Raw genomic sequence first — 24,573 nt, forward strand, 5'->3', positions numbered from 1 at the left:
TTTGCGTTAAAGCAGGTTCAACTCAGTTAGAGCTGACTGCCGAACGCGGGATCACTGGCTGGTTGTCGTTGGAAATGGTCACTTCCACCCGACGGTTCATCGCACGGCCCGAGACGCTGTTGTTCTCGGCCACCGGGTATTCCTTGCCGTAACCCTGGGCCACGATGCGCGCTGGATCGACACCCATCTTGATCAGTGCCACCTGCACGGAAGTCGCACGGCGTTCGGACAGCGACTGGTTGTGGTTCGCGGTGCCCGTGCTGTCGGTGTAGCCCTCGACGATCACTTTACGATCAGGGTTTTCCGAGAGGAATTGCGCCAGTTTGTTGATGTTTACCAGACCGCTGGACTTCAGATCAGCCCTGTCAGTGGCAAACAACACATCACCGAACGTCACCAAGGTTCCGCGATCGGTCTGCTTGGCGTTCAGGCTGTCCTGCAGCTGCTTGATCTGTGCGTCGCGGGCATCCAGACGAGCCTGGGCACGCTGCGCGGAAGCATTTTTCAGATTGGCTTCGGCGTTGCGCAGGGCGATGGTCTGCTTCGCCACTTCAACACGTTGATTGGTCAGGTAAGCCAGTTGATCGACCTTGGCCTGGTCTTCTTTGTCCTGATAAGCCTTGTCGGCCTTGTCCAGGTAATCGCTGGCTTCTTTGGTTTCCAGCGCCGCGACTTTGCTGGCTTGCGGGTTGGTTTGCAGGCCGGTGTAGTTGCTACGGGCCTGTTCCAGGTTCGCGTTCGGCGGCGTGGAGCAGGCGGCCAGTGCAACGCTTGCGGCCAGCAGGGCAGGGATCATCAATTGTGTACGCATGGTGGTTTCGTCCTTTTAGTCGAGTAAGAAGTGCGTCGTGTCGCGCCGCTTATTGCACGGTGCGCTGACTTTCCTGACGCAGTTCTTGAACACCTTTCTGAGAGTCCTTCACAGCCTGTTCAGCTTTGATCGCCTGGGCTTTGCGTTCAGCCACGCGAGCGTCCCACTCGGCCTGTTCGGCCAGGACTTTGGCTTCGTCATACTTTTTGTCGTGCAGGGCGATTTCGGCTTGTTTGAGCTTGTCCTGGGCGGATTTCATTTCCACCGCCGCAAACTCGGTACCGCCAGCACTGACGGCGCTGTTGACCGCCGATTCCGTCACAGCGAATTGCTCGCTTGGCGGGTTACCGGCACAACCGGCCAGAACGAGGCTGCTGCCGATGGCCAGTGCAGCCAGTTTCAGGCTACGCAGAGGGGGGAACGAGGATTTGGCAGTTCGGGTCTTCATGGTCTTCAACTCCATTGGAAAAACTCCTGAAAAACTTAAAAATCCATCCTGGGCAAGGAGCCGCAACCTTCAATTTCCGGGGGTGTTTTAAAACGGCCGTCCCAGGCGTGGTTAATGGGTGTGACCCGAGGCGTTTTTCGAAAGTTCAGAGAATATGGCTTATCGCCTGAAAAAACTTTGACCGAACGGACAAGGCTCTAAACTGGGAATTCTTACCACAAGCAGCCGTATTCCCGGCCCTGCAGGGGGCCAGGAATATGCATTTTTGGAGGGGGAGAGAAGTGCAGTAATCAGTGTTTCTGTTTGTCGTCAACGGCCGACAAATCGTGCAAATGACGACGGGACAAGGCGAGAAAACGCGGAGTCGGACCGACGTCTTCGTACAGCGGATCACCTTCTTCGTCGGTGGCCACTACGGTCGAGCCCTTCACGTACGGGAAGCTTTTTTCGAGCTCTTCCAGGGCGGCGCCGATCAGCTCGCCGAGCAGTTCTTCGGGCTGCCGTTTGGGGTACATCTCGATAATGGCCGCCAGCCGTGCGGCGGCCTCTACATCCAGATGAATCGAGTATCCGGTGTCGGTCAGGCGACCCTTGGCGTTTTCTTCCCAGTGATGGGCAAGCTCGCGGATTTTCATAGTGACCTCAATGCGCACCTGCTCGTGGCAGGCAGTGTCAGTGTCCGGCAATCGCCGGCGGCAGCCGTTGTAAGGCTTACTCTTCAGACTAGCTTTAACGCCCAAGGTTTAAAGTCCCTTCGTCGTCTTATGGCGCGGAGGGGTATTGGGGGGATTGGGTGTATATCCGTTTTTGCGGTGATGGCGGCTATCGGTTTCGCTTTTACAGCGAGTCACTTGGAAAAGCGCCAAGTAACCAAGCGCTCTTGCCCCTTTCGTTCGGTGCCTCGCCTAGGCTCGGCATGCCCTCGCTCCGGTCCTGCTCCGTGGGCCCGCCGCCATCGGCCATCCATGGCCGGGGGCGGCTAACCCGGCATCCATGCCGGGTTGCCCACTGCGCAGAACCTCCACTCGGCCTCTCGATGGGGCGGTGCATCAAGATCAAAAGCTGCAGGCGAGCTAACGCTCGGCCTGTTGAGTGGTGAGGAGCGAAAGCTGTACGCCGATCCATTGTGGGAGCGAGCCTGCTCGCGAAGCTGTTGATCTTGCCGTTGCTGTTGCTGTTGCTGTTGCTGTTGCTGTTGCTGTTGCTGTTGCTGTTGCTGTTGCTGTTGCTGTTGCTGTTGCTGTTGCTGTTGCTGTTGCTGTTGCTGTTGCTGTTGCCGTTGCTGTTGCTGTTGCTGTTGCTGTTGCCGTTGCCGTTGCCGTTGCCGTTGCCGTTGCCGTTGCCGTTGCTTTGGCTTTTGATTTTGATCTGTTGCCCCTTTCCCAGAGGCCGAACGCAGGCGTTGCGCAGGGGGCACCGCGGCAAGGATGCCGCGGTAGCCGCCCCCGGCCATGGATGGCCGGTGGCGGCGGGCCCCCGGAGCAATGCCGGAGTGAGGGCATGCCGAGCCTAGGCGAGGCACCGAATGGAGGGGCAAAGCGTTTTGCTTCCTTTTGGGCGTCTGCAAAAGGGAGTCGCTGTAAGAGCGAAACCGCCAGCAGCCGCTACCGCAGAAACGGATATGTACCCCACCAATCCCACAATCCCCAATCCCAAAAACTTCTCGGGCGAACAGCATTCCCATCGTCGTCCGCTTGTAAGAACCGCTTTACAGCGGCACTCTCTAACCCAAGAGCATGGACACCAAGTCACCCGGATTTTCGCTGGAGAACTGCTGATGACCGATATTGATGCACGCTTGCGCGAGGACGTTCACCTGTTGGGTGAGCTGCTGGGCAACACCATTCGTGAACAGTACGGGGACGGTTTTCTCGACAAGATCGAGCAGATCCGCAAAGGCGCCAAGGCCGACCGTCGCGGTTCAATGGACGCTGAACTGAGCGCCAGCCTCAACCAATTGAGCGAAGAAGAGCTGCTGCCGGTGGCGCGGGCGTTCAACCAGTTTCTCAACCTGGCCAATATCGCCGAGCAATATCAGCTGATTCACCGTCGCGAAGAGTCACAGCCTGCGCCGTTCGAAGCGCGGGTACTGCCGGAACTGCTCGCCCGCCTGAGTGCTGAAGGTCATGGCGCCGAATCCCTGGCCCGGCAACTGGGGCGGCTGGAGATCGAACTGGTCCTCACCGCGCACCCGACCGAGGTGGCGCGCCGCACGCTGATCCAGAAGTACGACGCAATTGCCGCTCAATTGGCCGCCCAGGACCATCGCGACCTGACCACTGCCGAACGCGAGCAGATCCACACGAAGTTGCAGCGCCTGATCGCCGAAGCCTGGCACACCGAAGAAATCCGCCGCACCCGCCCGACGCCGGTGGATGAAGCCAAATGGGGCTTCGCGGTGATCGAGCATTCGCTGTGGCAGGCGATCCCCAATTATTTGCGCAAGGCTGATAAAGCCCTGCATGACGCCACTGGCCTGCACCTCCCGCTGGAGGCCGCACCGATTCGCTTTGCCTCGTGGATGGGCGGTGACCGCGATGGTAACCCCAACGTGACCGCTGCCGTGACCCGTGAAGTCTTGCTGCTGGCGCGCTGGATGGCCGCGGACTTGTACCTGCGCGATGTCGATCGCCTGGCGGCCGAGTTGTCGATGCAGCAGGCCAGCGACGACTTGAGGGCCAAGGCCGGGGACAGCGCCGAACCTTACCGTGCGGTGCTTAAACAGCTGCGTGAACGCCTGCGTGCGACGCGTAACTGGGCTCACGCCTCCTTGACGAAGACCACGCCGGCAACCGCCGATGTGTTGCAAAACAACCGCGAGCTGCTCGATCCGCTGGAGCTGTGCTACCACTCGCTGCATGAGTGCGGCATGGGCGTGATCGCTGATGGGCCGTTGCTCGATTGCCTGCGCCGGGCGGTGACGTTCGGGCTGTTCCTGGTGCGGCTCGATGTGCGTCAGGACTCGACGCGACATACCGCGGCCATGACCGAGATCACCGATTACCTGGGCCTGGGACGCTACGAGGACTGGAGCGAGGACGAGCGCATCACTTTCCTGATGCGCGAGCTGAACAACCGTCGGCCGTTACTGCCAGCGTACTTCAAGCCATCGGCCGACACTGCTGAAGTGTTGGCGACCTGCCGGGAAATCGCTGCCGCACCGGGCGCATCGCTCGGTTCTTATGTGATCTCCATGGCCGGCGCCGCCTCCGACGTGTTGGCCGTGCAACTGCTGCTCAAAGAGTCCGGCGTGTTGCGGCCGATGCGCGTGGTGCCGCTGTTCGAAACCCTTGCCGACCTCGACAACGCCGGCCCGGTGATTGAAAAACTGTTGCTGCTGCCCGGTTATCGCTCGCGCCTGCAAGGGCCGCAGGAAGTGATGATCGGCTACTCCGACTCGGCCAAGGACGCCGGCACGACGGCAGCGGCCTGGGCGCAGTATCGGGCGCAGGAGCGCTTGGTCGACATCTGCCGCGAGCAGCAAGTGGAACTGCTGTTGTTCCACGGTCGCGGTGGCACCGTGGGGCGCGGCGGCGGTCCGGCGCACGCAGCGATTCTGTCGCAGCCGCCGGGTTCGGTGGCGGGGCGTTTCCGTACCACCGAGCAGGGGGAAATGATTCGTTTCAAATTTGGCCTGCCGGACATCGCCGAGCAAAACCTCAATCTGTACCTGGCGGCGGTGCTGGAAGCGACCTTGCTGCCGCCGCCGCCACCGGAGCCCGCCTGGCGCAATCTGATGGACGAATTGGCCGCCGACGGTGTCAGCGCTTATCGCGCCGTGGTGCGGGAAAATCCGCAGTTCGTTGAGTATTTCCGCCAGTCCACGCCGGAGCAGGAACTGGGACGCTTGCCGCTGGGCAGTCGCCCGGCCAAGCGCCGCGCCGGCGGGATTGAAAGCCTGCGGGCGATCCCGTGGATCTTCGGCTGGACCCAGACGCGGCTGATGTTGCCGGCCTGGCTCGGCTGGGAAGCGGCGCTGAGCAAGGCGCTGGAGCGCGGCGAAGGCGAGTTGCTGGGGCAGATGCGTGAGCAGTGGCCGTTCTTCCGCACGCGCATCGATATGCTGGAAATGGTGTTGGCCAAGGCCGATGCCGATATCGCCCGGTCCTACGATGAGCGTCTGGTCGAGCCGGATCTGCTCCCTTTGGGGGCGCATTTACGCGACCTATTGTCGCAGGCTTGCTCGGTGGTCCTTGGGTTGACCGGTCAGTCGCAGCTACTGGCACATAGCCCAGCCACGCTTGAATTCATCCGCTTGCGCAACACTTACCTCGACCCTCTTCATCTATTGCAGGCTGAGTTGTTGGCGCGTTCGCGGCAACAGGAAGTGGCACAGGGCAGCCCGGTAGAACAGGCGCTGCTGGTGTCTGTGGCGGGGATTGCCGCCGGTTTGCGTAATACCGGCTAAGGTTTTCGTCGTGGGGCAAGGCACTCGGCGCGAGCGTCGGGTGCCTGTGGGCGAGGGCTTGAAAAGTGCTGCCAGGCGACAGTTAATGATGGGGTTGCGACTAGGGTTACCCCGACGAAAGGCCACATCAGGCGTGGGTTTCTCCGACTTTCGGCGGCTTGTGTGCGTAGGATCTGCTGTGTATCTTGATCAGCCTTTGACCGTTTGGGCGGTCACGACCCTTATTTTGAGATTGGCCCCACGAGGCGAATCTGACGTTATCTATATAAAAAATTGAGGAGCACATCGATGCGCGTCATTCTGCTGGGAGCTCCCGGGGCCGGTAAAGGTACTCAGGCTAAGTTCATCACCGAAAAATTCGGCATTCCGCAAATCTCCACCGGCGACATGCTGCGTGCCGCGGTCAAGGCCGGCACCGAGCTGGGCCTGATCGCCAAGAGCGTCATGGACAGCGGTGGTCTGGTTTCCGATGACCTGATCATTAATCTGGTCAAGGAACGCATCAGCCAGGCCGATTGCGCCAACGGTTTCCTGTTCGACGGTTTCCCGCGCACCATTCCTCAGGCTGAAGCCCTGGTGAAAGCCGGCGTCGAGCTGGACCATGTGTTGGAAATCGACGTTAAAGACGAAGACATCGTTCAGCGTATCGCTGGCCGTCGTGTTCACGAGGCCAGCGGCCGCGTGTACCACATCGTCTACAACCCGCCAAAAATTGCCGGTAAAGACGACATCACCGGCGACGAGCTGGTGCAGCGCAAAGACGACACTGAAGAAACCGTGCGTCATCGCCTGTCGGTCTACCACGCCCAGACCGAGCCTCTGGTGAAGTTTTACCAGGAGCTGTCCGCCGCTCAAGGCAAACCGAAGTACAGCCACGTCGAAGGTGTTGGCTCGGTTGAAGCGATCACCGGCAAGGTGCTTGAAGCGCTGAGCTGAAAAGTCTGAATCGCTTCATCTTCTACGGCCCGCTTGCGGGCCGTAGTTGTTTATACTGGCGCACTTTTTCTGACCTCTCTTACGGAAACATCGATGAGCACCTTGCTGGCCCTGGACACCGCGACTGAAGCTTGCTCCGTTGCCTTGCTGCATGACGGTAAAGTCACGAGCCATTACGAGGTGATCCCGCGCCTGCATGCACAAAAGCTGCTGCCGATGATCCAGCAACTGCTGGCGGATGCCGGGACCACCCTGCAAGCGGTCGATGCCATCGCGTTCGGCCGTGGTCCGGGTGCCTTCACCGGCGTGCGGATCGCCATCGGCGTGGTGCAGGGGCTGGCGTTTGCGCTGGATCGCCCGGTGTTGCCGGTATCGAACCTGGCCGTGCTGGCACAGCGGGCCTATCGCGAACACGGCGTGAGCCAGGTGGCGGCCGCCATCGATGCACGGATGGATGAGGTGTATTGGGGTTGCTACCGCGAAACGGCGGGGGAGATGCGGCTGGTCGGCAAAGAAGCAGTGCTTCCGCCGGAAGTGGCCGCGCTGCCGGCTGACGCCAGCGGTGAGTGGTTTGGCGCCGGCACTGGCTGGGGGTATGCCGAGCGTATCGCCGTCAGCCTGACCGGACAGGATGCGGGCATGCTGCCTCACGCTGAGGACCTGCTGACCCTGGCGCGTTTTGCCTGGGCGCGTGGCGAGGCGATCGTGGCTGATGAGGCTCAGCCGGTGTACCTGCGCGATAAGGTTGCGACCCCTAAAGCGCGTTAAATTCCAAGACCGAGTCGGTCCTATCGCGAGCAAGCTCGCTCCCACAGGGTTAGCGCAAAACCTGTAGGAGCGAGCCTGCTCGCGAAGGCGATCTAACGAATGTAGCCAATCGTCGTTTTATATCCCCAGCTTTTAAACCTTTTCCATTTTCTGTGTTCTAGTTATCACTCGGCGGTTTGCGAAGCGCGCCATGCGCCACTAAACTGCCATCATTGATCCCGGACATGTACTCATGCGTATAGACGGCGTTCCCTCTCAGTCCTACCCCATCAAACGCAAGCCTCGCAAAGGCCCTGTGGCGGATGACGACTACGTCGATATCGACGGCGAGCTGGAAATTCCATCCGAAGAGCAAATGGCTGCCCGCGCCGCCAAAGCCTCTGCGCAACGCTTGAGCAATCTCCCCGCCCGTCAACAAGACATGCTTTATCACCGTGCCATGAGCAGCAGTGTCGCGAAGGCCCTGGCCAGCTACCTGAGCACCGCCGGTTTTGTCGATTGGGATTCGGATGTGCTGGGCCTCGACCTGTACATCTGATGCAGTTGCCTTACTACCTGGGCTGTCCATCCTGGAGTGAAAACGCCTGGCGCGATTATCTTTATCCGCTGGATGCCAAACCCGCCGAATTTCTGAGTCTCTATTCCCAAGTGTTCAACGCCGTGGAAGGCAATACGACCTTCTACGCGAGCCCTGCTGCGACCACCGTGCAGCGTTGGGCCGAGACCATGCCCGAACACTTTCGCTTCACGGCCAAGTTCCCCGGTGACATCAGCCACAGCGGCGACCTGCGCGAACAATTGACCGCTGCCGAAACCTTCCTGCAATTGCTCAGCCCCCTGGGTGAACGGGTTTCACCGCTGTGGCTGCAACTGTCCAAAAGCTTTACGCCGCAGCGACTGTCTGAGCTTGCCGGTTTTATTGATGCTGTGGACCGGCCTTTGGCGGTTGAAGTGCGGCATGACGAATTCTTCGCCAAGGGCGATGCCGAAAGAATGCTCAATCGTCTGCTACTGGATCGCGGTGTAGAGCGTATCTGCCTCGATCCTCGCGCGCTGTTCAGCTGCACATCGACCGATCCCTCGGTACTTCACGCCCAATCGAAAAAGCCCAGGGTGCCGCCGCGCCCGGCAGCCTTCACGCGATGTCCGCAGGTACGCTTCATCGGCCATCCGCAACTTGAGGCCAACGACCCGTTTTTGGTGCCGTGGGTCGAGAAAATCGCCGTGTGGATCGAAGAGGGCCGTACGCCCTATATCTTCCTGCACACCGCCGACAATTTGCTGGCCGCCAAACTGGCGCAACGTTTTCACGCAAAACTGATGCTGCGTTTGCCTGGCCTGCCGCCGCTGCCTGAGCTATACAGAGAGCCCGCTGCCGAGCAACTTGGCCTGCTCTGAAGCGGATTCCCTGCCCTTTTCAGGAGCCTGCCAATGGATGCGCAAACCCTTCGAGCCCAAGCGTTCAAAGCACTGCACGAACGCGCGGGGGCTTTTGTCATTCCCAACCCTTGGGACGCCGGCTCGGCGAAAATGCTCGCCAGCCTTGGTTTCGAAGCGCTGGCGACCACCAGTGCCGGTTACGCCTTTTCCAACGCCCGCCCCGATGGCGCGCTGACGCTGGACGACACACTGGCAAACGTTCGGGCGATTGTTGCGGCAACTGAACTGCCCGTCGCCGTCGATCTGGAAAACGGCTTCGCTGACGATCCAGCGGAATGCGCACAGAGTATTTTGCGTGCGGCAGAGGCCGGCGCTGTCGGCGGCTCGATCGAAGATGCCACGGGCCGTGAAGGAGCGCCGATCTACTGCTTCGAGCATGCTGTCGCGCGCATTGAGGCTGCCGTGGCAGCGGCTCGCAGCTTGCCGTTTCCCTTTATGTTGACCGCTCGCGCGGAGAACTTTCTGCACGGCAATCCTGATCTCGCCGATACCATTCGCCGTTTGCAGGCGTTTGCCGAGGCAGGTGCCGACGTGTTGTACGCGCCGGGTCTGCGTAGTGCTGAAGATGTGTTGGCGGTGGTCCGTGCCGTGGCACCGAAACCGGTGAATGTGTTGATGTCTGGCGGACTGAAATTGACGGTCGAGCAGTTGAGCGAAATGGGCGTCAAACGCATCAGCGTCGGTTCGGCGCTGGCCTTGGCAGCGTATGGCGAGTTTTTCCGCGCTGCCGAAGAGATCAAGACGTCGGGCACGTTCGGCTTCACATCGCGATCCATGCCGTACGCCCAGGCCAATCAATTGTTCAAAGGCTGACGATGCGGTTTCGGTGGTGGGTGTGTCGCTGAGGGCTTGTTATTGAAAGTCAGGCGGCGATGCGCAGGTTTTGCAGGACGATCGGGCGAGCCCAGCCGTTATCGAAATCGAGTTGTTTCTGTTGCTCCACCCGCTCTTCGGGCGAGAACGGCGGGAATGGCTTGTCCAGCAGATCGAGTTCGAACTCCGCGATCGGCAGGTGCAGTGGACGCGGTTGCGGTGCCGCGCCAGGCTCTGGCAGCGGTTGACCGGCAGTGAGCACGATCGGGCGGACCCAGCGGCTTTCGAAGTCCTGTTGCTTCTGTTGAGCGACGATTTCTTGTGCCGGGAACGGTGGGAAAGGTTTGTCGGCCAGGTCCATTTCGAACTCGGCAATCGGCAGGAACAATGGCTCGGGCGGGCGGACCTCGGTTTCTTTCACATCGCATTCGCGCTGGGAAATGATGTGCGCCAGCAGTTCGCTGCCAACGGTGGGTTCGACCGGGCTGTCGAGATCGACCGGTGGAAAGTTGAGAGAAGCCGGTACGACATCGCCCGACTGATCGGCCAGGGCCTGGGCAAAGAAATCCTGCCACAGGTGACTGACGCCGCTCAGTGCTTGGGAGTTTCGTAGACCAAAATCGCCGTGGGGCGAGATGTAGCCTATCGATGTGCGTTGAATGTCTGACATTTCTCTCGGTCGACGCTCAGCTCTGGCAAAATGCTCGATAGTTTTGTTATCGGCCGTTTTTGCCGATCATTAATTTTTTGAGCGTGTTTTCTCATGATTGAGCAACCTGCGGCCTGCCGCATCCATGTCGAGGCCTTGGCCGCGACTTTTCAGCCACAGGCCGAACAATGGGCCGAGCGCCTGGGTTTGCCGATGCAGGTGGATGACGGTGAGTTTGCCTTGCAGGTCGGCGACCAGGGGTTGCAGCTGCAGCAACTGGGCCCGGACGCGCCGGGGCCGGTGCGGGTGGACTTTGTCGAGGGCGGTGCGGCCCATCGCCGCTTGTATGGCGGCGGTAGCGGTCAGATGATCGCCAAGGCTGTCGGAGTTGCCCAAGGCGTGCGTCCGCGTGTGCTGGATGCCACGGCGGGGCTGGGCAAAGATGCGTTCGTGCTGGCGAGCCTGGGCTGCGAGATGAGCCTGATCGAGCGTCAGCCGCTGATTGGCGCGTTGCTTGAAGATGGTCTGGCACGCGGCGCGGAAGACTTTGAGGTGGCGCCAATCGTGGCGCGGATGCGCTTGCTCAAGGGCAATTCGATCGAGGTGATGCGCAATTGGGAAGGCGAGCCGCCGCAGGTGATCTACCTCGACCCGATGTTTCCCCATCGTGAGAAAACGGCCTTGGTGAAGAAGGAAATGCGCCTGTTCCGGCCGCTGGTAGGCGATGACCCCGATGCGCCTGCATTGCTCGAAGCCGCGTTGGCGTTGGCCAGCCATCGAGTGGTGGTCAAACGCCCGCGCAAGGCGCCATGCATCGAAGGGCCGAAGCCGAGTCATGCGCTGGATGGTAAATCCAGCCGGTATGATATTTATCCGAAGAAAGCGCTCAAGCCTTAAGACCGAGTCGCTCCCTTCGCGAGCAGGCTCGCTCCCACTGGAGATCTACGGTGTTGCATAGATCCAGTGTGGGAGCGAGCCTGCTCGCGAAGGGGCCAGATCAGACAACCGAAACCTATCAGGCTGTCTCTGGCCGATAGGCCCGCATAAACAACGCCACCACTTCCTGAACATGGCTCTCGGCCGCATCCCCGGTCAGCGGCTCGCCACAGCCATAAAGCAACCTGAAATTCCCCGCCCCCTTGAGCAGACAGAAGAAGTGCTCGGCTGCATTGCGCGGTTTGTCGATGCTCAACGCGCCGCTCTGATCAACCTTGATCAGCAACCGCTCCATGCCATGCAGCATGCGCTCAGGCCCGGCCTCGAAGAAGATCAGCGAGAGTTTCGGATCCTGGCTGCCCAGCGTCATCATCAGCCGATGCAGGTTGACCGATTCGTCGCTGTTGATCAGCTGATGAAAGCCACGCGCGATGTTCAACAGCACCGTTTCTACGGCAGTGCCGTCCGGCAATTCGAAAAACAGCGTCGGCAATTGCTCTTCGCACTTGGCCATCACGGCGGCGGAGAACAGCGTCTCCTTGTCGTTGAAATGGCTGTAGACCGTCAACTTCGACACGCCGGCCTCGGCCGCGACGGCGTCCATGCTGGTATTCGCATAACCCTTGCTCAGAAACAGAGTTTTCGCCGCATCGAGGATCGCCTGGCGCTTGGCCAGATCCTTGGGACGGCCCGGGCCGTTGGGTACTGAAAGATTGTTAGGCATATGCGCTTTTATTACTGGACTGGTTAGTTTGCTATTAATAACATACTGCTCAGTATAATTATTCCAAGCACCATTAGCGAAAGGTCCTTCACCATGTTCCGCTATGCCTTGCCCTTCGCGTTGCCAGTCAGTCTGGCGTTTTTATTGTCTGCGTGTGGTCACGAAGAGGCGCCTCAAGTCACCGTTCGCCCGGCCATGGTCGTGCAGCCAGAGCCATCGGCCCAGGCGATGGAAAGTTTTCCCGGTGAAGTCCGTGCGCGGTTTGAGCCGGACCTGGCGTTTCGCATTGGCGGTAAAGTCAGTCGACGACTGGTCGAAGAGGGGCAGCGGGTCAAGGCCGACCAACCTCTGGCGGAGCTCGATCCTCAGGACGTGCGCCTGCAACTGGAAGCCACCCGCGCCCAGGTCGCCGCTGCCGAGGCCAACCTGAGCCTGGTGCGCGCCGAACGTGATCGCTACAAGACCCTGATGGACCGTCAGATGGTCAGCCGTTCGCAGTACGACAATTCCGAAAACCTTTACCGATCCGGTGAAGCGCGCCTCAAGCAAATCAAAGCCGAATTCAACGTTTCGACCAATCAGGCCAGTTACGCCGTGCTGCGTGCGCCTCAGGATGGGGTAGTGGCTAAACGCGCGGTTGAAGTCGGGCAAGTGGTGGCGGCGGGGCAAACCGTATTTACCCTCGCCACCGATGGCGAGCGCGAAGTGTTGATCAGCTTGCCGGAGCAGAGCTTTGGCCGCTTCAAGGTCGGTCAGCCAGTATCAGTCGAACTCTGGACCCAACCCGACCAACGTTTCGCCGGGCGCATCCGTGAGCTGTCGCCCGCTGCCGATCCAAAATCGCGCACCTTTGCCGCCCGCATCGCCTTCACCGCCGGCAAGGTGCCCGCTGAACTCGGCCAGAGTGCCCGGGTATTCGTTCAAACCTCCGATGTGGTGCCGCTGTCGGTGCCGCTTTCCGCGTTGACCGCGGAAAACGGTGCGACCTACGTCTGGGTCGTCAACGCCAACAACACCCTGAAGAAAACCCCGGTACGTGTCGGTGCCTTCGGCGAGAAAACCGTACCGGTGCTCGAAGGCCTGAATGCCAGCGACTGGGTGGTGGCCGCTGGCGTCCATGTGCTGCTTGAAGGACAACAGGTGCGTCCGGTGGATCGCTCCAACCGCGTGGTCAATCTGGCGGACAAGGAGTAATCCCCGATGGGTTTCAATCTTTCCGAATGGGCGTTGCGTAATCGCCAGATCGTACTGTTCCTGATGCTCTTGCTGGCAGTTGTCGGCGCACTGTCCTACACCAAACTCGGCCAAAGTGAAGACCCGCCGTTCACCTTCAAGGCCATGGTGATTCGGACCAACTGGCCGGGGGCCACGGCGCAGGAGGTATCGCGCCAGGTCACCGAGCGCATTGAAAAGAAACTGATGGAAACCGGCGAGTACGAACGCATTGTTTCGTTCTCCCGTCCGGGCGAATCACAAGTGACGTTCGTCGCCCGTGATTCCATGCACTCGGTGGAAATCCCGGACCTCTGGTATCAGGTTCGCAAGAAGATCGGCGACATTCGTCAGACCCTGCCACCGGGCATCCAGGGGCCATTCTTCAATGATGAGTTCGGCACAACGTTTGGCAATATCTACGCGCTGACCGGCGAAGGTTTTGATTACGCGGTGCTCAAGGACTACGCCGACCGCGTGCAGATTCAGCTGCAACGGGTCAAGGATGTGGGCAAGGTCGATCTGCTCGGGTTACAGGACGAGAAGATCTGGATCGAACTCTCCAACGTCAAGCTCGCCACCCTCGGTCTACCTTTGTCGGCGGTGCAGCAGGCCCTTGAAGAGCAGAACGCGGTGTCCACCGCCGGGTTCTTCGAGACTTCCAGCGAGCGCTTGCAGCTACGCGTCACGGGGAATTTTCAGACGGTCGAAGAGATCAAGAGCTTCCCGATCCGCGTCGGTGATCGTACGTTCCGCATCGCCGATGTGGCGGATGTGCGTCGGGGTTTCAACGATCCGCCGGCGCCGAGCATGCGCTTCATGGCGGAAAACGCCATCGGTCTGGCCGTGGCCATGAAGGACGGTGGCGACATTCTGGTGCTGGGCAAGGCGTTGGAAATCGAGTTCGACCGGATCCAGAAAAATCTCCCTGCCGGTATGCAGCTGCGCAAGGTCTCCGACCAGCCCGCTGCCGTGAAAAGCAGTGTCGGTGAATTTGTTCAGGTGCTGGTAGAAGCGCTGGCAATCGTCCTGCTGGTGAGCTTCTTCTCCCTCGGTGTGCGCACCGGCATGGTGGTCGCGCTGGCGATTCCTTTGGTATTGGCGATGACGTTCGCCTGCATGTATTACCTGGGAATCGGCCTGCACAAGATTTCCCTCGGGGCGTTGGTGCTGGCGCTGGGTTTGTTGGTGGACGACGCAATCATCGCCGTGGAAATGATGGCGATCAAAATGGAGCAGGGCTTCGACCGGATCAAGGCGGCCAGTTACGCCTGGACCAGCACCGCATTCCCGATGCTCACCGGTACGCTGATCACCGCCGCCGGCTTCCTGCCGATTGCCACTGCGCAATCGGGAACCGGCGAATACACCCGTTCGATCTTCCAGGTGGTGACCATCGCGTTGCTGGCCTCGTGGGTTGCCGCCGTTGTGTTTGTGCCTTATCTGGGGGAAAAACTCCTGCCGGATCTGGCGAAGATTCATGCAGCCAAACATGGCACCGGCGACGGCCAGCCCGACCCTTACGGCACGCCGTTCTATCAGCGCGTCAGACGCCTGGTGGAGTGGTGCGTACGGCGGCGCAAGACGGTCATTGTCCTGACGGTCGTGTTGTTTATCGGTTCTGTCATCCTGTTTCGCTTTGTGCCGCAACAGTTCTTCCCGGCATCGGGTCGTCTGGAGTTGATGGTCGATCTGAAACTGGCGGAAGGCGCCTCGTTGAGCAACACCCGCGATGAGGTCAAACGCCTCGAAGCACTGCTCAAGGATCACGCCGGTATCGACAACTATGTCGCTTATGTGGGCACCGGTTCGCCACGTTTTTACCTGCCGCTGGATCAACAACTTCCCGCAGCAAGCTTCGCGCAGTTTGTAGTCCTGGCCAAAACCATCGAGGAGCGCGAAATCCTGCGCACCTGGCTGATCGAAGCCCTCAAGGAACAATTCCCGGCCCTGCGCGCGCGGGTGACACGTCTGGAGAACGGGCCGCCGGTTGGCTATCCGATGCAGTTCCGGGTCACCGGTGAGCACATCGAAGAAGTCCGCGCGCTGGCCCGTAAAGTGGCCGCCAAGGTTCGCGAGAACCCGCATGTGGTCAACGTCCATCTGGATTGGGAAGAGCCGAGCAAAGTCGTTTATCTAAACGTCGATCAGGACCGCGCCCGGGCGCTTGGCGTGAGCACCGCGAACCTGTCGAAGTTCCTGCAAAGTTCACTGACCGGTTCCAGCGTCAGCCAGTACCGTGAAGACAACGAGTTGATCGAGATTCTGTTGCGCGGCACGTTGCACGAACGCACCGAACTGTCATTGCTGCCAAGCCTGGCGGTGCCGACTGACAACGGTCGCAGCGTAGCGTTGTCGCAAATTGCGACCCTGGAATACGGCTTCGAAGAAGGCGTCATCTGGCACCGTAACCGCTTGCCGAACGTGACGGTCCGCGCCGACATCTATGGCAAGGAACAACCGGCGACGCTGGTGAAGCAGATCATGCCGACCCTCGATCCGATTCGCGCCGAACTGCCCGACGGCTACTTGCTGGAAGTCGGCGGCACTGTGGAAGACTCGGCTCGCGGGCAGAATTCGGTGAAGGCCGGTGTGCCGCTTTTCATCGTGGTGGTGCTGACATTACTGATGCTGCAACTGCGCAGTTTCTCACGCACGGTAATGGTGTTTCTGACGGCGCCTTTGGGTTTGATCGGTGTGACCTTGTTCCTGATGGTGTTCCGTCAGCCATTCGGTTTCGTCGCCATGCTCGGGACGATCGCGTTGTCCGGGATGATCATGCGTAACTCGGTGATTCTGGTGGACCAGATCGAGCAGGACATCGCCGCCGGGCTCAAGCCGTGGCAGGCGATTATTGAAGCCACGGTGCGGCGCTTTCGGCCGATTGTGTTGACTGCGCTCGCGGCGGTGCTGGCGATGATTCCGCTGTCGCGCAGTGTGTTTTTCGGTCCGATGGCGGTGGCGATCATGGGCGGGTTGATTGTGGCAACGGCGCTGACATTGCTGTTTCTGCCGGCGCTGTATGCGGCGTGGTTCAGGATCAAAAAGGACCCAGCCTAACGTCCTACGTGTATTTCAGATCCCTCTGATATTGAGTCAGAGGGATCGGAATGCTGTACTCAAGACTCAGTTTTACGAGTTTTTGAGACAGTAATAATGAAAAAGCCGCCGATTTTGAGAGGACGGACCGACCCGGTATTCGACCTGTTGGGGAAGTCACCCCACAAGGAACGCCTCTCGGTCTACCTTGCCTTGCTCAAGCCGCTGGACGATCAGGGGCGCTATCTGCCTTTCGATGAGTTGCGCTACCGCTGGGCGCCGGGGCTGGATTCGAATCTGTGCTGGGCGCTGGTGAAGAAAGCCCGGACTGCGCAGTACTCAAGTCTTTTGCCACTGGACGAGCCGCTTCAATGGGGCAAATTCATGCTCACGCCGTTGGCGCAGAAAGCTATTTCCGCCGTCGATCGACAAGCCACAACGGCCGCGCTGGAGTACATGACCAGTCAGATTGGTGAGCATGCGCACTTCAGCTATCTGCTCAACGATTTGATCGAAGACGAAGCCATCAGCAGCAGCCAGCTCGAAGGCGCGGCGACCACCACGCGCGTGGCCAAGGACATGCTCAAGCGCAATCGCCTGCCGCGCACGCCGGATGAGCGAATGGTGATCGGCAACTTCAAGATGATGAATTTCGCCTGGGAAAAGCGTTATGACGCCCTGAGTGTCGAACTGATTTCAGCCATGCACCGGGTGGGTGTCGAGGGCATTGATGACACGCAATATTCGCCGGGGGCGTTCAGGGCCAACGATGATGTAGTGGTGCAGGACGGCGAGGGCAACACCGCGCATACACCGCCGCCCGCAGCAGGGCTGGTGTCACGATTGCGGGTGTTGTCGACGTGGATCAACCAGCCCCACAACGACCCCGATCAAGTGGATTACCTTCATCCACTGATCAAAGGCATCGCACTGCATTTTGCACTGGGCTATGAGCATCCTTTCCGCGACGGCAACGGCCGGGTGGCGCGGGCGCTGTTTTATTGGTTCATGTTCAAGAATGACTTCTCTGCCTTTCGCTACATTGCGATCAGCATTTTGCTGCGCAGTGCGCCGGTGAAATACGGACGGTCTTATCTGAACACTGAGGCTGATGACCTCGACCTGACTTATTTCATCGACTTCCAATGCTCGGTGATCCTGCGGGCTGTCAGCGGTTTTACCGAGGCATATCGGAAAAGTCTGGCGTATGCCGAAAGCTTTGATCGCTGGTTGTTGGAGTCCGGTTTTTTTGACCGTTTGACCGAGAAGCAGCGAGCCGTATTCCAAGTGGCCAAGAGCGGGATGGCCAAGGAGTTTACGGCGGTCAATGTGAAGGAGAATCTGGACTGTTCTTACAACACCGCGTCGGCCACGTTGAATGGGCTGGTCGAATTGGAGGTGTTTGAGAAGCGGAAGATGGGGCGCGAGTGGGTCTTCTTTTTGCGGGCTGCATCGACTGCTTGACCCTATGTGGGAGCGAGCTTGGTCCGGGCGGCGTTCCGACGATGGCGGTGTATCAGCCACAGTTAATGTCGACTGACACGGCCTCATCGCGAGCAAGCTCGCTCCCACAAGGTCGGTGTTAAGGCTTAGAGCGTACCGAAGACTTTCTTCGCCAAACTGGTCGCTGCGGCTGCAGGATTCTGGCGAATGGCTTCTTCCTGTTTACCAATCATCTCGAACAGACCGTTCAACGCCTGCTCGGTCACGTAGCTTTCGATGTTGGCGCTCTTCGCATCCACCACACCCATCGTCGCGGCTTGTCCGGCGAACGAGTTGTACTGCTTGGCCAGGCCCACCTGATCGGTGGCTTGCTTGACGATTGGCAGGAACTTGACGCGGATTTGTTCGCGGCTGGTTTTGCTCAGGTACTGAGTGGCGGAGTCCTTGCCGCCGCTGAGAATGCCCTTGGCATCCTCCACGCTCATCTTCTTCACCGCGTCCACCAGGATCGGCTGGGCTTGCGTCACGGCGGTTTCAGCCGCTTTGTTCATGCTGGTTTCCAGCTGATCAACCTGGTCGCCCATGCCGAACTGCTTCATCTTGCTGGCGACTTTGCCCAGTTTGCCCGGCAATTCGATTTTCACATCCGGGTTGTTGCTGAAGCCACCCGGCGTGCCGAGTTGTTTCACGGCCAGTTGCGCACCTTGAGTCAGGGCATCCTTTAGGCCGCCGGTGGCGTCGTTTTGCGACAAGTCGTTGAGCGACAGCGCCAGGGCACTGGCGGAGATCATCAAGCCTGCGCACAGGCCGGCGAAGCGAAGGGTAGGGCGGAGCATGGCGGCTTCCTTTGTTCAAAAAATGAGAGTTAGCGAGCGGCGTCGACGCGGATTTTCAGTGGCTGCGGATCGCTGCCATCAAGCTGTACGGCGTGATGTTCGGTGGTGATGAACATCAGCCCGCCGTTGACTTCGATCCGTGCGCTGACCGAATAACGATGGCCTGGTTTGACCTGCGCTGGATCGTAACTCAGATGAAACGGCAGCGGCACTTGGCCTTTGACCGGGCCTTTCTGTTCGCCAAGGATCACGGCAGGCGCATCGGCAAGGGAAACGTCCTGCAAGCTGACGCTCAAGGTTGCGCTGGGCGGCAAGGCGATGCGTTGCAAGTAGAAGACTTCGCCATCGAGGCTGGTTTTGGCGGCAGGTTGCATCGACTGACAGGCGCCCAGCAGGGTGGTCATGGCCAATAAAGGGAGTTTTTTCATCGGAGATCTCCGTATCGAAGGCGCCAGAAGAGGCCTGGCGCCCGTAGGAATTTAGTCGGATAGAGTCGGAGCCGCGACCTGATCCGCCGCATCTTCACTGCGATGCAACGCGACCTGACGGATCGACAAGCGAATCTCTGCCGGCAACACTCGCTTGGCCGCGCCTTCGGCCAGTTCGCCGAGCAGTTCGTGATAGCTCAGCTTGCCGGCCTCGTCGCGCTTGAGCACGTCCAGATCCAGCATGGTCTGGATGAAGTGGCGGAACAGGCTCTTGTCGAAGAACTCCGGGGCGTTCAGGCCATGGAGGATCGACAGGCGCTGGGCCATGACCGTGCACAAGTCTTCCAGCTCTTCGGCGCTGATGCTGTTCTGACCGCTGTTGAGCAGCAGCGAGACCGTCATGTAGAAACGTTGCAGGGTCTGGGCGATGCTTTTCGACAGCAGGGTCAGCAGCACGAAATGCCGCGAGCTCGGTGCCGGACGCAGGTAGACATCATTCTCAAAACGCAGCAGACCTTGCTCGACGAAGGCTTCGAGCCATTGATCGATCACCGCATCCAGCTCGTCCAGCGACCAGCGAATGAACAACTCCGATTGCAAGTACGGATAGAGCGCGCGGGTGTAGCGCAGGATCTGTTCGCGGCTCATGCGCGAGGCGCTCTGGAAGAAGCTCGCCAGCAACGCCGGCAAGGCGAAGATGTGCAAAACGTTGTTGCGGTAGTAGGTCATCAGGACGGCGTTCTGCTCGTCCAGGTACAGAATCTTGCCCAGGGCATCGCTCTGCTCGGACAGCAGATCCATGTCCTTCACATGCTCGATCAACGCGCGGCCGTCACCTTCCGGCAGGGTGGTGTGCGGCGAATACGGGACCTTGCGCAGCAGCGCCAGGTACAGATCGAGCACCCGCGCCATGGCGCGATCATCCAGCGCGAGACGGCTGGTGGACAGCAACGCCAGGGCCACCAGGTTGACCGGGTTGATCGCTGCCGCTTCGTTCAGATGCTGCGCGACTTTCTCGCCGAGGCGGTTGGTGGTTTCGTTGAGCCAGGCCGGTTTGAACTGCGGGCCGAGTTCCTGTTTACGCCAGTCCGGCTGTTCGTTGTCGAGGAATTCCGCCAGTTTGATCGGCTCGCCGAAGTTCACCGCCACTTGGCCGAAGCGCTGCTTGAGCGCGCCGATGACTTTGAAGATGTCGAAGATCGATTCTTTCTTCTTGGTCGCGCCACGCAGTTCGCCAAGGTAGGTCCGGCCTTCCAGCACGCGCTCGTAACCGATGTAGACCGGGATGAAGACGATCGGCATCCGCGACGAGCGCAGGAAGCTGCGCAAGGTAATCGCGAGCATCCCGGTTTTCGGCTGCAGCATGCGCCCGGTACGCGAACGGCCACCCTCGACGAAGTACTCCACCGGGAAGCCTTTGGTAAACAACGTGTGCAGGTATTCGTTGAACACCGAGGTGTACAGCGGGTTGCCCTTGAAGGTGCGGCGCATGAAGAACGCGCCGCCGCGACGCAGCAGGCCGCCGATTCCCGGCATGTTGAGGTTGATCCCGGCGGCGATGTGCGGCGGGGTCAGGCCGTTGCGAAACAGCAAATAGGACAGCAGCAGGTAGTCGATGTGGCTGCGGTGGCAGGGTACGTAGATGACTTCGTAACCCGGGGCGACCTTTTGCACGCCTTCGATGTTGTTGACCTTGATGCCGTCGTAGATTTTGTTCCAGAACCAGCTCAGCACCACTTCCATGAAGCGGATCGCGGTGTAGGTGTAGTCGGAGGCGATCTCGTTGCCATAGCGCAGGGCCTGGGCCTTGGCTTTCTCCGGGGAGATGTTCTCGCGCTCGGCTTCATCGAGGATCGCTTGCTTGACCAGTGGCTGATTCAGCAGGCCTTTGACCAGATTGCGACGGTGGGAAATGTCCGGACCGATCACCGCCGCTTTCAGGTTGCGGAAGTGCACCCGCAGAATCCGCTGGGCCATGCGCACGGTGCGCTCGTGGCCCTTGTTGTGGTCGATCAGCTCGCGCAGGTGAATGGGTGCCGAAAACTGCACGCGGGTTTTACGCCCCAGCACAATGATGCTCAGCAATCGACGCAGACGCCCGGTGACTGCCCAGCTGTCGGCGAAGAGCAACTTCCACGGGCTCGATTCGCTGTCTGGTGACTGACCCCAGAACACGCTGACCGGAATGATCTGCGCGTCTTCGGCAGCATTTTGGCTCAGGGCGCTGACCAGACGAGTCAAGGTCGGTGGCGCGCCACGCTTATCCTGACGGCCGAGCCAATCGGGCTCCGGCGTCAGGTAAAAGAACGCGGCGGGCTCCACCAATGTACCTACCGATACCGGCAACACCGGCCGGGGCAAACCTGCCTTGCTGCACTCGGTATCGACCACGGCCAGGTCGGTCAGCGAAGGGTTTTGCAGGACGTAGAACACCGGACGGCTGCGGTCGAGGTTGAGGGTGAACGACGACTGATTGATCGTCTCCGAGCGAACCCAGAGGTAGAGCAGTCGGCGCAGGGTGCCAAACACAAGACGGCGGAACGGGGAGCGGGTCATACGGCATCTGCGTGAGTGAATAAAACCGAGCAAATGCTCGGGCGGCCGATAGTGTGCCGTATTCGCCGAAAATCGGCAAAAAAGCGGCTAAGTAAAGTGAGTTGAGAGTTTTGGCGGCTGTCATATACTCGGCCGTTCAAAATAAAAACAAGGGGGTACTGACATGGCTACGCGCGAAACCGGCAATGTGAAGTGGTTTAACGACGCCAAGGGCTACGGCTTTATTCAGCGCGAGGACGGGGTGGACGTGTTCGTGCACTACCGCGCGATTCGCGGCGAAGGGCATCGCTCGCTGGCTGAAGGTCAGCAGGTGGAATACGGCGTGGTGACTGGCGAGAAAGGTTTGCAGGCTGAAGACGTTGTAGGCTTGTAAACCCGATCTTCAGATCACCACAAACCATTGTGGGAGCGAGCTTGCTCGCGATGACTGACTGACATTCAACATTGATGTTGGCTGACAGGGCCCCATCGCGAGCAAGCTCGCTCCCACAGGTTTTGTGTACTGGTTTTAAACAGTTTTCCAGGTGATCTCTTCTTCACCATCGGCGCTAATGCGCATCCAGCGATCAGCTGTCTCTTCACCTTCTTCCTCGACCCACGTCCCCGGTGCGCAACGCACTTCAACGGACAGAGCGGCAAAGGCTGCGCGGGCGCAGGCGATGTCGTCTTCCCACGGGGTCTGGTCGCTGTCCAGGAACAGGCTGTTCCATTTGCCCACGGCTTTCGGCAGCCAGGTGACCGACACGTTGCCGGCCTTGCACTTGTAGGTCTGGCCTTTCTGGACCCAGTCGGTGCATGGGCCCAAAGCCGCGCCAAGCCAGGCCGCGACGGCCTTGTAGTCGACGTCGGCGTCTTTCAGGTAAATCTCGATATCGGGTTGGCGCATGGATGTCCTCACTGCGGTCTTGAAAAATCCATTCGCGGATTTAGCCGGCCTACGGCAAATGCCGAAGACCAAAAAATTAAAAATTATTGAAGTACGAAGTAATCGTAGCGCATCGAAACGGTGACCTCGAACGGCTCGACCTGTTCGATGACCGCCGCCCGGCGTTCAGCACTGGCGCGCCAGCCGTGGGGCGTCATGGCCAACAGGTTCGCACGGTCCTGACCCTTTTCCAGCGTCAGTTTGAACTCCAGGGTTTCGCTGTGCTGCAGCGCCATGCCTTCCGGCACCAGGGCCAGATGCTTGTCATCGGTGTATTCACGCACTTCGTTGTACAGACGTTCGCGCAATTCCATCAGATGGCCGCTGGTGGGGCCGACTTTCATCAAACCGCCACCTGGGCTGAGCAGGCGTTTGGCTTCCTCCCAATCCAGCGGGCTGAAGACGCTGGCGAGAAACTGGCAGCTGCCCGAGGCCAACGGCACCCGCGCCATGCTGGCGATCAACCAGGTCAGCTGCGGGTTGCGTTTGCAGGCGCGTTTGACCGCTTCCCGGGAGATGTCCAACGCGTAACCGTCGGCGTTCGGCAAGGCCTCGGCGATTTGCGCGGTGTAGTAACCCTCGCCACAACCGATGTCCAGCCAGCGCTGGGGCGCGTACTGAGCGGCCAGTTCGGCCAGACGCTTGGCCACCGGCGCGTAATGGCCGGCGTTCAAAAAGTCGCGCCGGGCTTCGACCATCGCCAGGTTATCCCCAGGGTCGCGGCTGTTCTTGTGCTGCACCGGCAACAGGTTCAGGTAACCCTGGCGCGCACGGTCGAAACGATGCCCGGCGGGGCAGGCCACGCCGTTGTCCACCGCGTTCAGCGGTTCACTGCAGATCGGGCAAGCGAGCATCAGGCGAGCAACTTGATCAGGGTCTGGTAGTAAATTTCGGTCAGCACGTCGAGGTCGGCAGCCAGCACACGCTCGTTGACCTGGTGGATCGTCGCGTTGACCGGGCCCAGTTCAACCACCTGCGTACCCATGGTCGCGATAAAGCGCCCGTCGGAGGTGCCGCCGCTGGTGGACGCCTTGGTTTCACGACCGGTGATGTCCTTGATGCTCGACGCGACAGCATCCAGCAACGCACCCGGCTCGGTGAGGAACGGCAGACCGGACAGCGCCCAGTCGATGTGCCAGTCCAGGCCATGTTTGTCGAGAATATCGGCGACGCGCTTTTGCAGGCCTTCAACGGTGGATTCGGTGGAGAAGCGGAAGTTGAACACCGCCACCAGGTCACCCGGGATCACGTTGGTCGCGCCAGTGCCGGAGTTCACGTTGGAGATCTGGAAACTGGTCGGCGGGAAGAAATCGTTGCCGTGGTCCCAATGCTCGGCGGCCAGTTCGGCCAGCGCCGGGGCGGCGAGGTGGATCGGGTTCTTCGCCAGGTGCGGATAAGCCACGTGACCTTGCACGCCGCGCACGGTCAGCTTGGCACCGAGGGAACCGCGACGGCCGTTCTTGACCACGTCACCCACCAGGGTGGTGCTCGACGGTTCGCCGACGATGCACCAGTCCAGACGCTCCTTACGGGCGGCAAGGCGTTCGATCACGGCTTTGGTGCCGTGGTGCGCCGGGCCTTCTTCGTCGCTGGTGATCAGGAAAGCAACCTTGCCCTTGTGATCCGGGTAGTCGGTGACGAAACGCTCAGCCGCCACGGTCATGGAAGCGAGGCTGCCTTTCATGTCCGCCGCGCCACGGCCGCAGAGCATGCCGTGTTCGTCGATTACTGCGTTGAACGGGTCGATCTGCCAGGCAGTCACCGGGCCGGTCGGCACCACGTCGGTGTGACCGGCAAAGCACAGCACCGGACCGTCGTGTTTACCGTGGGTCGCCCAGAAGTTATCCACATCTTCGATGCGCATTGGCTCAAGCGCAAAACCGGCATCGCCCAGGCGCTGCATCATCTGCTTCTGGCAATCGGCGTCGACCGGCGTCACGGACGGACGGCGGATCAGGTCGATGGCGAGTTGAAGGGTCGGCGAAAGGTCGGCGTGGGCCGTCATGGGAAAACTCCGGAAACTGTAAATGTGGGAGCGAGCCTGCTCGCGATGAACGATGACACGGTCCGTATGACAAACCTCATCGCCTGCATCGCGAGCAGGCTCGCTCCCACAGGTATTGGGTCAGGCCATTGGGCGCAAGGCCTGCAAAATGGCGGTTATCTTAAAGCAAAACGGCGGCCATTGGCCGCCGTTTAGT

The 24,573-nt window shown here is 60.0% G+C and carries 23 protein-coding genes; 12 read left to right on the top strand and 11 right to left on the bottom strand.

Translation table 11 applies throughout. From position 1 onward, the window contains the following. Window positions 1-22: 22 nt before the first annotated feature. From lptF to AC3IUE_RS05825, 3 genes are all read right to left on the bottom strand, one after another. On the bottom strand, window positions 23-811 hold the full coding sequence (gene lptF, locus AC3IUE_RS05815) for a lipotoxin F family OmpA-related lipoprotein LptF (RefSeq protein WP_489266114.1): 789 nt from the start codon (window positions 809-811) through the stop codon (window positions 23-25). 49 nt (window positions 812-860) lie between these two features. Then, entirely contained in the window at window positions 861-1,274 is a 414-nt protein-coding gene (locus AC3IUE_RS05820) for a DUF4398 domain-containing protein (protein WP_111451410.1), read from the bottom strand. A gap of 275 nt (window positions 1,275-1,549) precedes the next feature. Beyond that, window positions 1,550-1,894 carry a hypothetical protein gene (locus AC3IUE_RS05825; protein WP_046048158.1) on the bottom strand — a complete coding sequence of 115 codons (345 nt, stop codon included), beginning with the start codon at window positions 1,892-1,894 and terminating at the stop codon, window positions 1,550-1,552. 491 nt (window positions 1,895-2,385) lie between these two features. On the opposite strand from AC3IUE_RS05825, the gene AC3IUE_RS05830 reads away from it, so the two are divergent. The 7 genes from AC3IUE_RS05830 to AC3IUE_RS05860 all read left to right on the top strand — a co-directional run bounded on the left by AC3IUE_RS05830 (window position 2,386) and on the right by AC3IUE_RS05860 (window position 9,624). Then, window positions 2,386-2,772: a hypothetical protein gene (locus AC3IUE_RS05830; protein ID WP_489266116.1), complete on the top strand. Its 387-nt coding sequence runs from the start codon at window positions 2,386-2,388 to the stop codon at window positions 2,770-2,772. A gap of 264 nt (window positions 2,773-3,036) precedes the next feature. Further along, window positions 3,037-5,667, top strand: a complete 2,631-nt coding sequence (ppc, locus tag AC3IUE_RS05835) for a phosphoenolpyruvate carboxylase (protein ID WP_489266118.1) — start codon at window positions 3,037-3,039, stop codon at window positions 5,665-5,667. 288 nt (window positions 5,668-5,955) lie between these two features. Then, window positions 5,956-6,603 (top strand): adenylate kinase, encoded by a 648-nt coding sequence (gene adk / locus AC3IUE_RS05840; protein ID WP_027924949.1) that lies wholly within the window; start codon window positions 5,956-5,958, stop codon window positions 6,601-6,603. Between the two features lie 93 nt (window positions 6,604-6,696). Beyond that, window positions 6,697-7,371 (top strand): tRNA (adenosine(37)-N6)-threonylcarbamoyltransferase complex dimerization subunit type 1 TsaB, encoded by a 675-nt coding sequence (gene tsaB / locus AC3IUE_RS05845; protein ID WP_489266120.1) that lies wholly within the window; start codon window positions 6,697-6,699, stop codon window positions 7,369-7,371. A 232-nt stretch (window positions 7,372-7,603) separates the two neighbouring features. Then, window positions 7,604-7,909, top strand: coding sequence for a hypothetical protein (locus AC3IUE_RS05850; protein WP_008156859.1), 306 nt, complete (start codon window positions 7,604-7,606; stop codon window positions 7,907-7,909). Continuing rightward, window positions 7,909-8,769: a DUF72 domain-containing protein gene (locus AC3IUE_RS05855; protein WP_489266123.1), complete on the top strand. Its 861-nt coding sequence runs from the start codon at window positions 7,909-7,911 to the stop codon at window positions 8,767-8,769. Before AC3IUE_RS05850 ends, AC3IUE_RS05855 begins: the two co-directional genes overlap by 1 nt. 33 nt (window positions 8,770-8,802) lie before the next feature. Then, window positions 8,803-9,624 carry an isocitrate lyase/PEP mutase family protein gene (locus tag AC3IUE_RS05860; RefSeq protein ID WP_056739121.1) on the top strand — a complete coding sequence of 274 codons (822 nt, stop codon included), beginning with the start codon at window positions 8,803-8,805 and terminating at the stop codon, window positions 9,622-9,624. Window positions 9,625-9,673: 49 nt separating this feature from the next. On the opposite strand, the gene AC3IUE_RS05865 is transcribed toward AC3IUE_RS05860, so the two are convergent. Next, complete coding sequence (locus AC3IUE_RS05865; RefSeq protein ID WP_056739123.1) at window positions 9,674-10,294, bottom strand: hypothetical protein; 621 nt, start codon at window positions 10,292-10,294, stop codon at window positions 9,674-9,676. Between the two features lie 93 nt (window positions 10,295-10,387). On the opposite strand from AC3IUE_RS05865, the gene AC3IUE_RS05870 reads away from it, so the two are divergent. Continuing rightward, window positions 10,388-11,170 (top strand): class I SAM-dependent methyltransferase, encoded by a 783-nt coding sequence (locus AC3IUE_RS05870; RefSeq protein ID WP_008146717.1) that lies wholly within the window; start codon window positions 10,388-10,390, stop codon window positions 11,168-11,170. Between the two features lie 118 nt (window positions 11,171-11,288). Here the strand turns inward: AC3IUE_RS05870 and AC3IUE_RS05875 are convergent, their stop codons facing one another. Next, the gene (locus tag AC3IUE_RS05875; RefSeq protein ID WP_489266126.1) at window positions 11,289-11,933 is read right to left on the bottom strand and encodes a TetR/AcrR family transcriptional regulator; all 645 of its coding nucleotides are present in this window, start codon (window positions 11,931-11,933) and stop codon (window positions 11,289-11,291) included. 93 nt (window positions 11,934-12,026) lie between these two features. Here AC3IUE_RS05875 and AC3IUE_RS05880 point away from each other — a divergent pair, with 93 nt between their 5' ends. The 3 genes from AC3IUE_RS05880 (at window position 12,027) to AC3IUE_RS05890 (ending at window position 17,648) form a co-directional block, all read left to right on the top strand. Next, window positions 12,027-13,127, top strand: a complete 1,101-nt coding sequence (locus tag AC3IUE_RS05880) for an efflux RND transporter periplasmic adaptor subunit (protein WP_489266128.1) — start codon at window positions 12,027-12,029, stop codon at window positions 13,125-13,127. A 6-nt stretch (window positions 13,128-13,133) separates the two neighbouring features. Continuing rightward, window positions 13,134-16,205: an efflux RND transporter permease subunit gene (locus AC3IUE_RS05885; RefSeq protein WP_489266130.1), complete on the top strand. Its 3,072-nt coding sequence runs from the start codon at window positions 13,134-13,136 to the stop codon at window positions 16,203-16,205. A 96-nt stretch (window positions 16,206-16,301) separates the two neighbouring features. Beyond that, window positions 16,302-17,648: a Fic family protein gene (locus AC3IUE_RS05890; RefSeq protein WP_489266132.1), complete on the top strand. Its 1,347-nt coding sequence runs from the start codon at window positions 16,302-16,304 to the stop codon at window positions 17,646-17,648. A gap of 125 nt (window positions 17,649-17,773) precedes the next feature. On the opposite strand, the gene AC3IUE_RS05895 is transcribed toward AC3IUE_RS05890, so the two are convergent. The 3 genes from AC3IUE_RS05895 to plsB are packed head-to-tail and all read right to left on the bottom strand — an operon-like array spanning window position 17,774 to window position 21,447. Continuing rightward, entirely contained in the window at window positions 17,774-18,463 is a 690-nt protein-coding gene (locus tag AC3IUE_RS05895; protein ID WP_489266134.1) for a DUF4197 domain-containing protein, read from the bottom strand. Window positions 18,464-18,492: 29 nt separating this feature from the next. After that, complete coding sequence (locus AC3IUE_RS05900; RefSeq protein WP_489266136.1) at window positions 18,493-18,891, bottom strand: YbaY family lipoprotein; 399 nt, start codon at window positions 18,889-18,891, stop codon at window positions 18,493-18,495. 51 nt (window positions 18,892-18,942) lie between these two features. Further along, window positions 18,943-21,447: a glycerol-3-phosphate 1-O-acyltransferase PlsB gene (plsB, locus tag AC3IUE_RS05905; protein WP_489266138.1), complete on the bottom strand. Its 2,505-nt coding sequence runs from the start codon at window positions 21,445-21,447 to the stop codon at window positions 18,943-18,945. 163 nt (window positions 21,448-21,610) lie between these two features. On the opposite strand from plsB, the gene AC3IUE_RS05910 reads away from it, so the two are divergent. Next, the gene (locus AC3IUE_RS05910) at window positions 21,611-21,820 is read left to right on the top strand and encodes a cold-shock protein (RefSeq protein WP_008146705.1); all 210 of its coding nucleotides are present in this window, start codon (window positions 21,611-21,613) and stop codon (window positions 21,818-21,820) included. Between the two features lie 135 nt (window positions 21,821-21,955). On the opposite strand, the gene AC3IUE_RS05915 is transcribed toward AC3IUE_RS05910, so the two are convergent. The 3 genes from AC3IUE_RS05915 to dapE all read right to left on the bottom strand — a co-directional run bounded on the left by AC3IUE_RS05915 (window position 21,956) and on the right by dapE (window position 24,377). After that, window positions 21,956-22,333, bottom strand: coding sequence for a hypothetical protein (locus AC3IUE_RS05915; protein WP_489266141.1), 378 nt, complete (start codon window positions 22,331-22,333; stop codon window positions 21,956-21,958). Between the two features lie 83 nt (window positions 22,334-22,416). Next, window positions 22,417-23,226: a putative RNA methyltransferase gene (locus tag AC3IUE_RS05920; protein WP_489266143.1), complete on the bottom strand. Its 810-nt coding sequence runs from the start codon at window positions 23,224-23,226 to the stop codon at window positions 22,417-22,419. After that, a complete protein-coding gene (dapE, locus tag AC3IUE_RS05925; protein WP_008146697.1) occupies window positions 23,226-24,377 on the bottom strand; it encodes a succinyl-diaminopimelate desuccinylase in 1,152 nt (383 codons plus the stop codon). Before dapE ends, AC3IUE_RS05920 begins: the two co-directional genes overlap by 1 nt. Window positions 24,378-24,573 lie beyond the last annotated feature (196 nt).

Source organism: Pseudomonas sp. GL_093 (assembly GCF_057837605.1).